Annotated in this window: 12 protein-coding genes; 10 read left to right on the top strand and 2 right to left on the bottom strand. The window is 67.6% G+C overall.

Going from position 1 to position 13,732, the window contains the following annotated elements:
- Nucleotides 1-120 precede the first annotated feature (120 nt).
- From AB9O74_RS16260 to AB9O74_RS16250, 3 genes are all read left to right on the top strand, one after another.
- Nucleotides 121-630: a hypothetical protein gene (locus AB9O74_RS16260; RefSeq protein ID WP_176990712.1), complete on the top strand. Its 510-nt coding sequence runs from the start codon at nucleotides 121-123 to the stop codon at nucleotides 628-630.
- 19 nt (nucleotides 631-649) lie between these two features.
- The gene (locus tag AB9O74_RS16255; protein ID WP_369349934.1) at nucleotides 650-1,501 is read left to right on the top strand and encodes a pseudouridine synthase; all 852 of its coding nucleotides are present in this window, start codon (nucleotides 650-652) and stop codon (nucleotides 1,499-1,501) included.
- A gap of 91 nt (nucleotides 1,502-1,592) precedes the next feature.
- On the top strand, nucleotides 1,593-1,937 hold the full coding sequence (locus tag AB9O74_RS16250) for a hypothetical protein (RefSeq protein ID WP_176990714.1): 345 nt from the start codon (nucleotides 1,593-1,595) through the stop codon (nucleotides 1,935-1,937).
- Nucleotides 1,938-1,998: 61 nt separating this feature from the next.
- Here the strand turns inward: AB9O74_RS16250 and kbl are convergent, their stop codons facing one another.
- Nucleotides 1,999-3,210, bottom strand: a complete 1,212-nt coding sequence (kbl, locus tag AB9O74_RS16245; protein ID WP_369349933.1) for a glycine C-acetyltransferase — start codon at nucleotides 3,208-3,210, stop codon at nucleotides 1,999-2,001.
- Between the two features lie 197 nt (nucleotides 3,211-3,407).
- Here kbl and AB9O74_RS16240 point away from each other — a divergent pair, with 197 nt between their 5' ends.
- Nucleotides 3,408-4,109 (top strand): TorF family putative porin, encoded by a 702-nt coding sequence (locus AB9O74_RS16240; protein WP_137190938.1) that lies wholly within the window; start codon nucleotides 3,408-3,410, stop codon nucleotides 4,107-4,109.
- A 193-nt stretch (nucleotides 4,110-4,302) separates the two neighbouring features.
- On the opposite strand, the gene tdh is transcribed toward AB9O74_RS16240, so the two are convergent.
- A complete protein-coding gene (tdh, locus tag AB9O74_RS16235; RefSeq protein ID WP_176990742.1) occupies nucleotides 4,303-5,325 on the bottom strand; it encodes an L-threonine 3-dehydrogenase in 1,023 nt (340 codons plus the stop codon).
- A 146-nt stretch (nucleotides 5,326-5,471) separates the two neighbouring features.
- Here tdh and AB9O74_RS16230 point away from each other — a divergent pair, with 146 nt between their 5' ends.
- The 6 genes from AB9O74_RS16230 (at nucleotide 5,472) to purF (ending at nucleotide 13,729) form a co-directional block, all read left to right on the top strand.
- Nucleotides 5,472-7,634 carry a S46 family peptidase gene (locus AB9O74_RS16230; protein WP_369349932.1) on the top strand — a complete coding sequence of 721 codons (2,163 nt, stop codon included), beginning with the start codon at nucleotides 5,472-5,474 and terminating at the stop codon, nucleotides 7,632-7,634.
- Between the two features lie 665 nt (nucleotides 7,635-8,299).
- Nucleotides 8,300-8,944: a histidine phosphatase family protein gene (locus tag AB9O74_RS16225; RefSeq protein WP_346491270.1), complete on the top strand. Its 645-nt coding sequence runs from the start codon at nucleotides 8,300-8,302 to the stop codon at nucleotides 8,942-8,944.
- Nucleotides 8,945-8,995: 51 nt separating this feature from the next.
- Nucleotides 8,996-10,273, top strand: a complete 1,278-nt coding sequence (gene folC, locus AB9O74_RS16220) for a bifunctional tetrahydrofolate synthase/dihydrofolate synthase (protein WP_369349931.1) — start codon at nucleotides 8,996-8,998, stop codon at nucleotides 10,271-10,273.
- Between the two features lie 98 nt (nucleotides 10,274-10,371).
- Complete coding sequence (locus tag AB9O74_RS16215; protein WP_369349930.1) at nucleotides 10,372-11,397, top strand: SPOR domain-containing protein; 1,026 nt, start codon at nucleotides 10,372-10,374, stop codon at nucleotides 11,395-11,397.
- A 55-nt stretch (nucleotides 11,398-11,452) separates the two neighbouring features.
- A complete protein-coding gene (locus AB9O74_RS16210) occupies nucleotides 11,453-12,232 on the top strand; it encodes a CvpA family protein (RefSeq protein WP_369349929.1) in 780 nt (259 codons plus the stop codon).
- A 30-nt stretch (nucleotides 12,233-12,262) separates the two neighbouring features.
- The gene (gene purF, locus AB9O74_RS16205; protein WP_019185825.1) at nucleotides 12,263-13,729 is read left to right on the top strand and encodes an amidophosphoribosyltransferase; all 1,467 of its coding nucleotides are present in this window, start codon (nucleotides 12,263-12,265) and stop codon (nucleotides 13,727-13,729) included.
- Nucleotides 13,730-13,732: the final 3 nt, after the last annotated feature.

Here is a 13,732-nt window from a genome sequence, read left to right as displayed (position 1 = left end):
GGTTCGATCCCGGAAATCGACAATAAATCCAACAAGTTGCCGTATTCATTGAAGGTGGCGCTTGAAAGACGTTGTGGCGCTGTTAAACTCGCCGCGTCGACCCCTTCCTGGATGCATCCCATGCAGCGTTTTGCACTGGCCGCCGCGCTTGGCCTGGCCCTGGTTCCCGCCGCCCACGCTGCCGTGGACTGTTCGGCACCTGCCAGCGCATCGCCGCTGCCGCTGCCGGCCACCGCGATCGCACCGGTTGCCGAAGAGCTGTACATCCGCAACGTCCAGCTGGGCATGCCCGCCGGCGTGCTGACCTCCAGCTTCGACCGGGAACAGTCGCTGGACAGCGTGCTGCAGCGCCTGCGCATCGATGGCTGCCAGAACATCGCCAAGGCGATTCCCAGCGCACCGGTGATCAATCCGAACGATCCGGCCGCCTACAAGCCGCAGACCGAGTTCGACAACACGCCGTGGCGCTTCGACATGAGCCAGAACGGCAAGCGCATGACCGCCGAAGAATTCGACGCGTGGATGAAGGCGCGTGGCGTACGCGTGGTCAAGGCACGCCCGGCACCGGCTGCCGTGCCGGCCGCCGCCGCCGAAGCACCGGCTGAGACCAAGCCGGCGGACAAGAAGTAAGCCGCCCGGGCGGAGCACGATGACGACACGCCGGCCACCCGCCGCGACCGCGTCCCGACCACGCCGCCCCGAGCGGCGTGCGAGCCCCGCAGCAGGTACCCGCACCACCGCCGCCAGCGCCAGTCCGCCCGCGCCGCGCCATGGCCTGGCGCGTGTGCTCTCCAAGGCCGGGCTGTGCTCGCGCACCGAAGCCGCGCGCTGGATCGCTGATGGCCGGGTCACGGTCGACGGCCGTGTCATCAACAACCCCGAATTTCCGATCATCGACGGTCGCCATCACGTGCGCGTCAATGGTCAGCCGCTGGATGCGCCCAAGCGCGTGCACCTGATGCTCAACAAGCCGCGCGGCCTGGTCACCACCGCGCAGGACGAGCGCGGCCGCGACACCGTGTACCGCTGCTTCGACGCTGCCGGCCTGCCGTGGATCGCGCCGGTCGGGCGCCTGGACAAGGCCAGCGAAGGGCTGCTGCTCTTCAGCAACGATCCGCAATGGGCCGCGCGCCTGACCGATCCGGCCACCGGCCCGGACAAGACCTATCACGTCCAGATTGACGCGATCCCCGATGCCGCGCAGCTGCAGGCATTGTGCGCGGGCATCGAGGACGAGGGCGAACTGCTGCGCGCGCGCCGCGCCACGCTCCTGCGCAGCGGCGACAAGACCGCCTGGCTGGAAGTGGTGCTGGAGGAAGGCCGCAACCGGCATATCCGCCGTCTGCTGGCCGCGTTCGACATCAACGTGCTGCGCCTGGTGCGCGTGGCGATCGGCCAGCTGCCGCTGGGCGAGCTGGGCAAGGGCGCCTGGCGCGAGCTCAGCCAGCACGATCTGGATCTGCTGTACGCCGTGGCCGACAGCGCCGCGGCCACACCGTGACCTCGTGGCCTGCCGGCATGTGGCAGGCCAATCGACCCGGGCAATGGATGGCCTTCGAAGGGACGTTCCGTTCAACACCGGGAGTAAGACCATGCACATCCGTAGCCTCACCCGTTCCCTGTTCCGCGGCGCCTGCCTGTTGTTGCCGGCCGCGCTGCTGACCGCCTGTGGCGGCCACAAACAGATCGCCAAGCAGGATCCGCCGGTGACCGACAAGGTGGTGGAGATCAAGATTCCCGAGCTGGACGGCCGCGGCAGCTACCGCTTCATGATGAGCGATGGCGACAAGCGCATGAGCGCCGACGAGTTCGACGCCTGGATGAAGGCCAACGGCATCCGCGTGGCCAAGGGCAACGGCCAGGACGGTCCGGTCGCCGCGCCGGTGGTGGTGGCCAGCAAGGAATCGGCCAAGGACAAGAAGAAAAAGAAGAAATAAAAAAAACGCCGGGCATGGCCCGGCGTTCCGTGGGGACGGCGCGCCAGGCGCCGTCGTCCGCTCACCCCTTGATGACGCCCAGCTCCAGGCCGATCCGGGTGAAGGCATCGATCGCACGGTCCAGGTGCGCACGCGTGTGCGCGGCGCTGATCTGGGTGCGGATGCGGGCCTGCCCCTTGGGCACCACCGGGAAGAAGAAGCCGATCGCGTAGATGCCTTCTTCGAGCAGGCGTTCGGCGAACTTCTGCGCCAGCGGCGCGTCGTACAGCATCACCGGGCTGATCGGGTGCACGCCCGGCTTCACATCGAAACCGGCGGCGGTCATCTTCTCGCGGAAGTAGGCGGTGTTCTGCGCCAGGGTGTCGCGCAGGTCATCGGCGGCGGCCAGCATCTCGAAGGCCTTGATGCCGGCGGCGACCACGTGCGGCGGCAGCGAGTTGGAGAACAGGTACGGGCGCGAGCGCTGGCGCAGCAGTTCGATCACTTCGGCGCTGGCGCAGGTGAAGCCGCCGAGCGCGCCGCCCATGGCCTTGCCCAGGGTGCCGGTGATGATGTCGATCTTCTCCAGCACGCCCTTGACCTCGGCCGAGCCGCGGCCGGTCGCGCCAAGGAAGCCGGTGGCATGGCATTCGTCGATGTGTACCAGGGCGTTGTACTTCTTCGCCAGCGCGGTGATCTCGTCCAGCGGGGCGATGAAGCCGTCCATCGAGAACACGCCGTCGGTGGTGATCAGCTTGGTCTTGCAGCCGGCCGCATCGGCGGCCTGCAGCTGGGCTTCCAGATCGGCCATGTCGCAGTTGGCGTAGCGGAAGCGCTTGGCCTTGCACAGGCGAACGCCATCGATGATCGAGGCATGGTTGAGCGCATCGGAAATGATCGCGTCGTGCTCGCCCAGCAGCGGCTCGAACAGGCCGCCGTTGGCGTCGAAGCAGGCCGCGTACAGGATGGTGTCCTGCTTGCCGAAGAAGTCGGCGATCTGCTTTTCCAGCTGTTTGTGCAGGTCCTGGGTGCCGCAGATGAAGCGCACCGAGGCCATGCCGAAGCCGTGGGTATCGAGGGCGTCCTTCGCGGCCTGGATCAGGTCCGGATGGTCGGCCAGGCCCAGGTAGTTGTTGGCGCAGAAGTTCAGCACCGTGCGGCCGTCGTCCAGGGTGATCTCGGCCGACTGCGGGCTGGTGATGATGCGTTCGGACTTGAACAGGCCCTGGGCGCGGATCGCCTCCAGTTCTTCAACGTAGTGCTGGGTCAACGAGGCGGTGGTGGCGTCGGTCATGGCAGGCAGTCTTCGGCACGGGAAACCCGGGATTTTACCTGTCGGGGGCGACGGCGGGGTTGCCGCGGGCGGTGGATGGGCGGGGCAGGCCGGGAGACGGTTGCAGACGTGATTGTTGCATCGCAATATCAATCAGGTTAAAAAACTGTAAACCGCGCCGTTCCGACCACCCCCACCCACGTCTGGAGAGACCCCGCATGAACCACGCCACGCGCTGTACCGCCGCCGCTGTGCTCTGCGCCGCCCTGCTTGCCCCGTTTGCCGCCAGCGCCCAGGACGAGGCCGAATCGCCGTTCAGCTGGAACGTCACCGCGGTATCGGATTACGTGTTCCGTGGTGTGTCCCAGACCGATGAGGATCCGACCCTGCAGGCCGGCTTCACCTATACCTCGCCGGTAGGCCTGTATGCGGGCGTGTGGGGCTCGGGCGTGGACTTCGGGCCGGGCGACCCCAGCACCGAGATCGACTACCTGATCGGCTACGGGGTGGATGTCACCGACGGCGTCAATTTCGACGTGCTCCTCAACCGCTACACCTATCCGGGCGCCAGCGAGCTGAACTACAACGAGCTGATCACCACCACCACCTTCGCCGAGCAGTACAAGCTGACGGTGGCCTACACCGACGACCTGTCCGGGTCCGATACCAAGAGCTGGTATTACGCGGTGGGCGGCGAGTGGGGCCTGCCCAATGATTTCACCCTGAGCGCGAACGTGGGCCGCACCTCGCTCGAGACCGATTTCGGCAAGGACTACACCGACTTCAACGTCGGCGTGAGCCGCCAGTTCGGCCTGTTCAACCTGGGCCTGGGGTACCACGGCACCGATGGCGCCGGTCGCGACAACAACGGCAAGTTGGCGGACAACCGCGTGGTATTCACCGTGGCCGTGGGCAAATGACCTGACGCTGCGATGGACATGAAAAAGGCGCCGAAAGGCGCCTTTTTCGTTTGCCGGTCGCGTACCGACCAACGGTCGGTACCTGCCGGGGCCATGCCACGGCCGAGGCGCGTACCGACCAACGGTCGGTACCTACCAGGTAGGTCACGACCGTTGGTCGTGACACCAACCGGCGCGCCAACGGCGCGATGCCTCAATTCCAGCTCAGTACGACCTTGCCGGCCTTGCCCTGTTCCATCAGGTCGAAGCCCTTCTGGAAATCGTCGATCGGCAGCTGGTGGGTCAGCACCTTGCCGAGCGGGAAACCGGACAGCACCAGCTGGGTCATCTTGTACCAGGTCTCGTACATCTTGCGGCCGTAGATGCCCTGCACGGTCAGGCCCTTGAAGATGATCTTGTCCCAGTCGCAGCCGGCGCCCTTGGGCATGATGCCGAGCATGGCGATCTTGCCGCCGTGGTACATGCAGTCGAGCATGTCGTTGAACGCACGCGGGTTGCCGCTCATTTCCAGGCCCACGTCGAAGCCCTCCATGTGCAGGTCCTTCATCACGTCCTTGAGCGAGGTGTTGGCCACGTTGACCACGCGCGTGGCGCCCATGTCGGCGGCCAGCTTCAGGCGGAAATCGTTGACGTCGGTGACCACCACGTTGCGTGCACCGATGTGCTTGCAGATGCCCGCGGCAATGATGCCGATCGGGCCGGCGCCGGTGATCAGCACGTCCTCGCCGATCACGTTGAACTCGAGCGCGCAGTGCGCGGCGTTGCCGTACGGATCGAAGAAGGCGGCCAGCTCGGACGGGATCTGGTCGGGGATCGGCCACAGGTTGCTGGCCGGCATCACCATGTACTCGGCGAAGGCGCCGTTGACGTTGACGCCGATGCCGACGGTGTTCGGGCACAGGTGCGGGCGGCCGCCACGGCAGTTGCGGCAATGGCCGCAGACGATATGGCCTTCGGCCGAGACGCGCTGGCCGACTTCATAGCCGGTCACGCCCGGGCCGATCTCGGCGATGCGGCCGACGAACTCGTGGCCGATGGTCAGGCCCGGCTTGATCGTGCGCTGGCTCCACTCGTCCCACAGGTAGATGTGCAGGTCGGTACCGCAGATGGCGGTCTTTTCCAGCTTGATCAGGACCTCGTTGGGGCCGGGGGTGGGGACCGGAACCTCTTCCAGCCAGATGCCCTTGGCGGCTTCGCGTTTGACCAGGGCCTTCATTGTTTGCTGCGCCATCGGGGTGGAACTCGTCTGGGGGAAAACGCGGATTATAGAGCCGCCGGCGGTTTTCCCATGTTGCAGCGCGGGTGGTTTGGCGGCGCAGCGGCTGGGCTAGAATCGGCGGTTCTTTCACCAGGGGCTGCTCTATGCGCTCGAACCTGCTTGCTTTCTCCGTCGTCGCCAGCCTTGGGCTGGTCCAGGTCGCCCATGCCGCAGAAGGCATGTGGGTGCCGCAGCAGCTGCCGGAGATCGCCGGTCCGCTGAAGCAGGCCGGCCTGAAGCTGTCCCCGGAGCAGATCTCCAACCTGACCGGCGACCCGATGGGCGCGGTCGTGGCACTGGGCGGCTGCACCGCCAGCTTCGTCTCCCCGCAGGGCCTGGTGGTCACCAACCACCACTGTGCCTACGGTGCGATCCAGCTGAACTCGACGGCCGAGAAGAACCTGATCAAGGACGGCTTCAACGCGCCGACCCTGAAGGACGAGCTGAGCGCCGGCCCGAACGCCCGCGTGTTCGTGCTGGACCAGATCACCGACGTGACCGACCAGGCCAAGGCCGCGATCGCTGCCGCCGGCAAGAACCCGCTGGCCCGCACCCGCGCGCTGGAGGCCTTCGACAAGGCACAGACCGCCGCCTGTGAAGCCGATGCCGGCTTCCGCTGCCGCCTGTACAGCTTCTCCGGCGGCAACACCTACCGCCTGTTCCGCAACATGGAAATCAAGGATGTGCGCCTGGTCTACGCGCCCCCGGGCAGCGTCGGCAAGTTCGGCGGCGACATCGACAACTGGATGTGGCCGCGCCACACCGGCGACTTCTCGTTCTACCGCGCCTACGTGGGCAAGGACGGCAAGCCGGCCGCCTTCTCCGCCGACAACGTGCCGTACCAGCCCAAGCACTTCCTGAAGTTCGCCGACCAGCCGCTGGGCGCCGATGACTTCGTGATGGTGGCCGGCTACCCGGGCCGCACCAACCGCTACGCCCTGGCCGGTGAGTTCAATGAAACCGCCAGCTGGACCTACCCGACCATCGCGCGCCACTACAACGCCGTGCTGAAGATGATCGACGAGGCCGGCAAGGCCGATCCGGACGTCAAGGTGAAGTACGCCGCCACTGCGGCCAGCATGAACAACGTGGCCAAGAACTACGCCGGCCAGCTGGAGGGCTTCAAGCGCATCGACGCGGCCGGGCAGAAGCAGGCCGAAGAGGCCGCCGTGCTGGCCTGGCTGAAGAAGCGCGGTGCCGCCGGCAAGCCGGCGCTGGCTGCGCATGCGCAGCTGGTCCAGCACCTGGACACCAGCAAGGCGACGCGTGAGCGCGATCTGTTCGTCAGCCAGTTCAACAGCACCTCGGCGGTGGGGGCGGCGATCAGCCTGTACCGCCTGTCGATCGAGCGCAGCAAGCCCGACGCCGAGCGTGAAGCCGGTTACCAGGAACGCGACCTGCCGTCGATCGAAGGCGGCCTGAAGCAGATGGACCGCCGCTACGTCGCGCGCATGGACCAGCAGCTGCAGACCTACTGGCTGAGCCAGTACGTGGCCCTGCCGGCCGCGCAGCGCAGCAACGAGGTGCTCAACCAGTGGCTGGCGGGCAGCGACGCGGCCGCCGTGCAGGGTCTGGTCGGCAAACTCTCGGCCACCAAGCTGGGCAGCCTGGACGAGCGCCTGACGTGGTTCAAGGCCGACCGCGCGGCGTTCGAGGCCAGCACCGATCCGGCGATCCAGTACGCGGTGGCGGTGATGCCGGCGCTGCTGAAGCAGGAAGAGCAGAAGAAGACCCGCGAAGGCGAGTCGCTGGTCTCGCGCCCGCTGTACCTGCAGGCCGTGGCCGACTACAAGAAGAGCAAGGGCGAGTTCGTCTATCCGGACGCCAACCTGTCGCTGCGCATCACCTTCGGTAACGTCATGGGCTACGGCAAGGACGGCGTGAACTACACCCCGTTCACCACCCTGGAAGGCGTGGCCGCGAAGGAAACCGGCGAGGATCCGTTCGATTCGCCGAAGGCGCTGCTGGAGGCGGTCAAGGCCAAGCGTTACGGCGGCCTGGAGGACAAGCGCATCGGTTCGGTGCCGGTGAACTTCCTGTCCAACCTGGACATCACCGGCGGCAACTCCGGTTCGCCGGTGCTGGATGCCAACGGCAAGCTGGTCGGCCTGGCCTTCGACGGCAACTGGGAGTCGGTGAGTTCGAACTGGGTGTTCGATCCGGTGATGACCCGCATGATCGCGGTCGACAGCCGTTACATGCAGTGGATCATGCAGGAAGTGGCGCCGGCGCCGCAGCTGCTGAAAGAGCTGAACCTCAGCAAGTAAGCCGACACGTCGGTTTCCAGAACCCCGCAGCGAAACCTGCGGGGTTTTTTGTTGTGGCTGAGCTGGGAGATCCAGGCGCGGCGTCTCGTCTTCCCGGAGGGAGCGCGCCGGGCAGGGCTGGGCGAGACACGCCGTGAACCCATCCATGGGGGCTCGTACGACCGCATCCATGCGGTCGAACGGTCTCGCCCAGCCCTGCCCGACGCGCTCTGGACAGATGCCCGTGTGCGGACAAAAAAGCGAAGCGGCACTGCACCTGCTCTCTGCGTCCGCTTCAGCGACAAACCTCGTTGGATGAGGCCGGGCAGCCTCTGGCAGGACCGTTGTACGGACGGAAAAGCAGCGGCACTGCAGTTGCTCTCGTGTCCGCGTCAGAGACGGAAATCTTGGTGGATGAGGCGGGGCAGCCTCTGGCAGGACCGTTCGACGGCATGGATGCCGTCGTACGAGCCCCCAGGGATGGGTTCACGGCGCGTCCTGCCAGAGGCTGCCCCGCCTCAGCCTGCGCGGGCCAGTCAGGCGCCAACGCTCTACGAGCCATCCGTCAAAGACCAAAGAGCCACGCAGCTTCACAGCCGCGACCGGGTATGATCCCCGTTCGGTGTGGTTTCACAGGATGTGAACGAAACGCCGAAACCTCCTCCCCCCAAGGAACCCTTGTCCGCATGCGCATCCTGCTTGCCCGTCACGGCGAAACGCCGTGGAATGCCGAAGGCCGCTACCAAGGCCAGATCGATATCCCGTTGTCGCCGATCGGCGAAGCCCAGGCCAGCGCGCTGGGCGAACGGCTGAAGTCCGTGGACATCACCCGCGCCGTCGCCTCGCCGCTGGTGCGCGCCCAGCTCACCGCCCAGCTCGCCCTCGGCGCCGAGCGGGCCCCGATGCTGCTGACCGAACCGGACCTGCAGGAAATCGCCCACGGCGAATGGGAAGGCCTGCTCGCCAGCGAAATCCATGACAAGGATCCCTCCCGCCTGCGTGCCTGGCGCGAAGAGCCGGACACCGTGCTGATGCCCGGCGGCGAATCGCTGCGCCTGGTGCTCGAGCGCAGCTGGCGTGGCCTGGCGCGCGCCGCCGAAGGCCTCGGTGAACATGACACGCTGCTGGTCGTCGCCCATGACGCCGTCAACCGCGTGATCCTGTGCCGCATCCTCGGCCTGCCGATCTCGCGCCTGTGGACCTTCCGCCAGGCACCGACCACCCTCAACCTGCTCGAAGGCCCCGACCTCGATCAGCTCGAAGTGGTCCGCCTCAACGACTGCGCCCACCACACGCCGTTCTTTGGCGAAGCCAAGCACCGCGCGCTGTAACGCACTGCGTCCCATCCTGCCGTCCGCCCCAACGATTCCGATCCAGCGACCATGACCACCATCGCCCGCCCGCAGACCCTCTCCGATTGGCTCGGCTACATCGAGCAGCAGCACCCCGCCACCATCGACATGGGGCTGGACCGGGTGCGTACCGTGGCGGAGGCGATGGGGCTGGGCGCACCGGCCGAGCGCAGCATCGTCGTCGGTGGCACCAACGGGAAGGGCTCCACTGTCGCCTTCATCGAAGCGATCGCCCGTGCCGCCGGCTGGAAGGTCGGTGCGTACACCTCGCCGCACCTGCTGCGCTACAACGAGCGTGTGCGCATCGATGGCGAGGACGCCAGCGATGAGGCACTGATGGCGGCGTTCAATGCCATCGAAGATGCCCGTGGCGACACCACGTTGACCTACTTCGAATGCGGCACGCTGGCCGCGCTGCACCTGTTCGCGCAGGCCGGGCTCGACCTGGCCGTGCTGGAAGTCGGCCTCGGCGGCCGCCTGGATGCCGTCAACATCGTCGACAGCGACGTCGCGGTGATCACCACCGTGGACATCGACCACAGCGACTGGCTGGGCGAGGACCGTGAAGCGATCGGCACCGAGAAGGCCGGCATCATCCGCGGCTGGAAGCCGGTCATCCTCGGCGAAATCGACCCGCCCTCGAGCGTGCTCGCGCGCGCCTATCTGGTGGGGGCCAACGCCATCCGGGGCGGCAGCGACTTCTTTGCCGACGACATCGATGGCGAACGCTGGCGCTGGCGCGATGTCGGCTTCCGTCTTGAACTGCCGTACCCGAGCCTGCGTGGCCCGATCCAGCGCGCCAATGCCGCCACCGCGATCGCCGCCCTGCGCGCGCTCGATCGTCCGCTGCCGCGCACCGCCTTCAGTGAAGGCGTTGCCGCCGCGCGTATCCGCGGCCGTCTGCAGGCCTTTGATCGTGACGGCGTCGAGGTCCTGGTCGATGTCGGCCACAACCCGCAGGCCGCGCGCGAACTGGCGGGCGCACTCAAGGCCGCCCGCGTCACCGGCAGCACCCTCGCCGTGTTCGCCGCGCTGCAGGACAAGGACGCGGCCGGCGTCGTCGATGCCCTGGCCGACCAGGTCCAGCAGTGGCATCTGGCCGGGCTGGCCGGTGCCCGTGCGCAGAGTGCCGGGGAACTGCAGGCACGCCTGGACGGCACGGCAGCGGCCGGCGCCACGCCCCACGCCACCGTCGCCGAAGCCCTGCAGCACGCCCTGCAGCAGGCCAAGGCCGGTGATCGGGTGCTGGTGTTCGGCTCCTTCCATACCGCCGCCGAGGCGCTGCAGACCCTGGATCCCGGCGCCTGAGCGGCCTTTGCAGCGCCGTTCAGCCGCATCAGCCGCCGCACACGCGCACACCCGTATAATCCCCGTGGCATTCCGCCGCGCCGCCTGCCTGCCTTCACGTGGATACTCCTCTGAAACAGCGACTGATTGGTGCCATCGTCCTGGTGGCGTTGGCCGTGATTTTCCTGCCCATGCTCGTCAAGGGTCCCGCGCCTGACAGTGGCGTTGCCAACGTGCCGATCAGCGCACCGGCCGCGCCATCCGATGGCCAGTTCGAAACCCGCGAGCTGCCGCTGGTCGCACCGACCGGTGGCGCCACCGGCCTGCAGAGCGGGGCATCGACCACCCAGCCACTGGCCGACAGCGCTGCCGCCGCCGATCCGGCGCCGGCCGATACCTCGCCGGCCGTGGCCGCGGGCAACTACGCCGTGAGCTTTGGCGCCTATGCCAGCGAAGCCGATGCCGACCGCGTCATCGCCACGCTGAAGAGCGCCCAGCTGGCGGGCTTCCGCGAGCCGGCCACGATCAATGGCCGCCAGGCCTGGCGTGTCCGCGTGGGCCCCTATGCCGACCGCGCGCTGGCCGAAGCCGGCCGCCTGCAGGCGGTGAAGGTGCGCAACGACGTCAAGGCCGAAGTCATCACCCTGGATGCGCGCGCCGATACCGCGGTCGCCGCCACCCCGGCGCCCGCTGCACCCGCTGCAACGGCGCCGACCGCCTCCAGCGCCGCCGCCGCGCCGTCCGGCAACACCGTGAAAACCGAATCCCTGCCGGCCGAACCGGTCGCGGCTGCCCCCCCGGCACCGAAGCCGGCTGCACCGAAGCCCGAGCCCAAGCCGGCCCCGGCACCCAAGCCCGAAACGGCCGCCGCGCCGCCGGTGGCTGCCCCGGCTGCGCCTGCCGCCAGCAGCGTCGGCTTCGCCGTGCAGCTGGGTGCCTTCGGCCAGGCGGCCGAGGCCAACGCACTGCGTGACAAGGTCCGTGCCGCCGGCTTCAGCGCCTTCGTCGAGCAGGTCCGCACCGACAAGGGCACCCTCAACCGGGTCCGCGTCGGGCCGGTCGCCAACCGCGGCGATGCGGAGAACCTCAAGGCCCAGGTGGCTGCCAAGGTCGGCGTCGCCGGCATGGTCCGGCCGCATCCCTGATGCCGGCCATGCGCCCGTGCCGTGAGGCTCGAACGTTCCTCCCCGGAGGATGCGCGTGATCGATTTCGTACTGTTGGCGGTGATCGGCATCTCGACCCTGCTCGGGGTGATGCGCGGCTTCGTCAGCATCCTCATCAGCACCCTGTCCTGGCTGCTCGGCAGCTGGGCGGCGCTGATGTTCGGCACGGCGGCCGCGGGCTGGTGGTCGGCGCCGGCGGCGCCCGGTACCGGGCACCTCTTCGCGGGCTACCTGAGCGTGTTCCTGCTGGTGATGGTGGCGGTGTGGGCCATCGGCCTGGTGATCCGGCAGGCCGTGCGTTCGACGAGCCTCAACGGCGCCGACCGGATGCTCGGCGGCGTGCTGGGCCTGGCCCGTGGCGGCCTGATCGGTTGCCTGCTGCTGCTGATCGCCTCGTATACACCGTTGCCGCGCGAGGCAGCTTGGCGTGATTCCAACCTGCGCGCGATGCTCAGCCCCGGTGTGGGCTGGCTGCAGGCCAGGATGCCGCAGATGCCAGACATGCCACAGCTGCCCAACCTGCAGGGCATGCCGATGGCGCTGCCTGACGTGAACATGGCGCAACTTCCCGGCTCGGAGTTGGGCAAGCCGCTGCTGACAGGCGATAATGGTGTGCTTGACGGCCTGCTGGCCGGGCGCGGATGGCCGCGACCGCTGGACGAGACCCCACAGCAGGGAGGAGACCCCGCCGACGTATCGGCGCGTGGGCCTCACCCAGGTAGCCCCGACAACATTGATCCGGCGCTCGTGCGCCCGGATCCCACCGATCCGGCACGGAGCGGTTCCCCCGGCCAGGCACGGCCACCTTCACAGTAAATGGGCGCAGCCCAGCGGAGAATTCGCACCATGTGTGGCATCGTCGGAATCGTCGGCAACCAGAACGTCGCCGGGCAGTTGTATGACGGCCTGACCGTCCTCCAGCATCGTGGCCAGGACGCGGCCGGCATCGCCACCGCCGACGGCACCCGCCTGCGCGTGCAGAAGGCCAATGGCCTGGTACGCGATGTGTTCGATGCCAAGCGGATGTCCACGCTGGAAGGCCGCGTTGGTATCGCGCACGTGCGCTACCCCACCGCCGGTTCGGAAGGCATGGACGAGGCGCAGCCGTTCTACGTGAACTCGCCGTACGGCATCGCGCTGGCCCACAACGGCAACCTGATCAATACCGAAGCCCTGCGCCAGCAGGTGTTCGAGCAGGACCGCCGCAACGTCAACACCGATTCGGACAGCGAAGTGCTGCTGAACGTGTTCGCCTTCGAGTTGGATGCGCAGCGCCAGCTGACCCCGGAAGCGGCGATCCGCGCCGTGGCCGCCGTGCACCGTCGCGTCAAGGGCGGCTATGCGGTGATCAGCGTGGTGCTGGGCCTGGGCCTGGTCGCCTTCCGCGATCCGCACGGCATCCGTCCGCTGGTGCTGGGCAAGCGCGCCCACGCCGAAGGCGACGAATACATCGTGGCCTCCGAATCGGCCGCACTCGACGTGCTCGGCTTCCAGCGCGTGCGCGACGTGCGCCCGGGCGAAGCGCTGGTGATCACCGCGCGCGGCGAGCTGTTCTCCGAAGTCTGCGCCGAGCCGGTCGAGCACAGCCCGTGCATCTTCGAGTACGTGTACTTCGCGCGCCCGGACTCGATGATCGACAACGTCTCGGTGCACAAGGCGCGCATGCGCATGGGCATCAAGCTCGGCGAGAAGATCCTGCGCCTGCGCCCGGACCACGACATCGACACCATCATCCCGATCCCGGATACCTCGCGCGATGCCGCGCTGGAGATCTCCAACACGCTCGGGGTGAAGTACCGCGAAGGCTTCATCAAGAACCGCTACATCGGCCGCACCTTCATCATGCCGGGCCAGGGTGAGCGGGTGAAGTCGGTGCGCCGCAAGCTCAACCCGATCCACCTGGAGTTCCGCAACCGCGTGGTGCTGCTGGTGGACGACTCGATCGTGCGCGGCACCACCAGCCAGCAGATCGTGCAGATGGCGCGCGACGCCGGTGCCCGCAAGGTCTACCTGGCCAGCGCGGCGCCGCCGGTGCGCTACCCGAACATCTACGGCATCGACATGCCGGCCGCCGAAGAACTGGTCGCGCACAACCGCAGCATCGAGGAAATCGAGAAGCACCTGGGCTGCGACTGGCTGATCTACCAGGACATCGAGGACATGGAAGCCGCGGTGAGCGAAGGCAACCCGGAGCTGAAATCGTTCGATTCCTCGTGCTTCAACGGCGTCTACCCGACCGGGATCGAGCCGGGCTATTTCGAGCGCATCCAGCAGCTGCGTTCGGACGATGCCAAGCACAAGCGTCGCGCCTGAGGG

The organism is Stenotrophomonas sp. JAG2 (assembly GCF_041080745.1).
GTDB lineage: Bacteria > Pseudomonadota > Gammaproteobacteria > Xanthomonadales > Xanthomonadaceae > Stenotrophomonas > Stenotrophomonas maltophilia_AA.
The sequence above is the reverse complement of the archived record's forward strand: the minus strand, read 5'-3'. Positions and strand labels throughout refer to the sequence as shown.

What these genes read in the sequence shown, in the direction of transcription:
- AB9O74_RS16260 (WP_176990712.1), top strand. Translation starts at nt 121, where the DNA reads ATGCAGCGTTTTGCACTGGCCGCCGCGCTTGGCCTGGCCCTGGTTCCC.
- AB9O74_RS16255 (WP_369349934.1), top strand. Translation starts at nt 650, where the DNA reads ATGACGACACGCCGGCCACCCGCCGCGACCGCGTCCCGACCACGCCGC.
- AB9O74_RS16250 (WP_176990714.1), top strand. Translation starts at nt 1,593, where the DNA reads ATGCACATCCGTAGCCTCACCCGTTCCCTGTTCCGCGGCGCCTGCCTG.
- kbl (WP_369349933.1), bottom strand. Translation starts at nt 3,210, where the DNA reads ATGACCGACGCCACCACCGCCTCGTTGACCCAGCACTACGTTGAAGAA.
- AB9O74_RS16240 (WP_137190938.1), top strand. Translation starts at nt 3,408, where the DNA reads ATGAACCACGCCACGCGCTGTACCGCCGCCGCTGTGCTCTGCGCCGCC.
- tdh (WP_176990742.1), bottom strand. Translation starts at nt 5,325, where the DNA reads ATGAAGGCCCTGGTCAAACGCGAAGCCGCCAAGGGCATCTGGCTGGAA.
- AB9O74_RS16230 (WP_369349932.1), top strand. Translation starts at nt 5,472, where the DNA reads ATGCGCTCGAACCTGCTTGCTTTCTCCGTCGTCGCCAGCCTTGGGCTG.
- AB9O74_RS16225 (WP_346491270.1), top strand. Translation starts at nt 8,300, where the DNA reads ATGCGCATCCTGCTTGCCCGTCACGGCGAAACGCCGTGGAATGCCGAA.
- folC (WP_369349931.1), top strand. Translation starts at nt 8,996, where the DNA reads ATGACCACCATCGCCCGCCCGCAGACCCTCTCCGATTGGCTCGGCTAC.
- purF (WP_019185825.1), top strand. Translation starts at nt 12,263, where the DNA reads ATGTGTGGCATCGTCGGAATCGTCGGCAACCAGAACGTCGCCGGGCAG.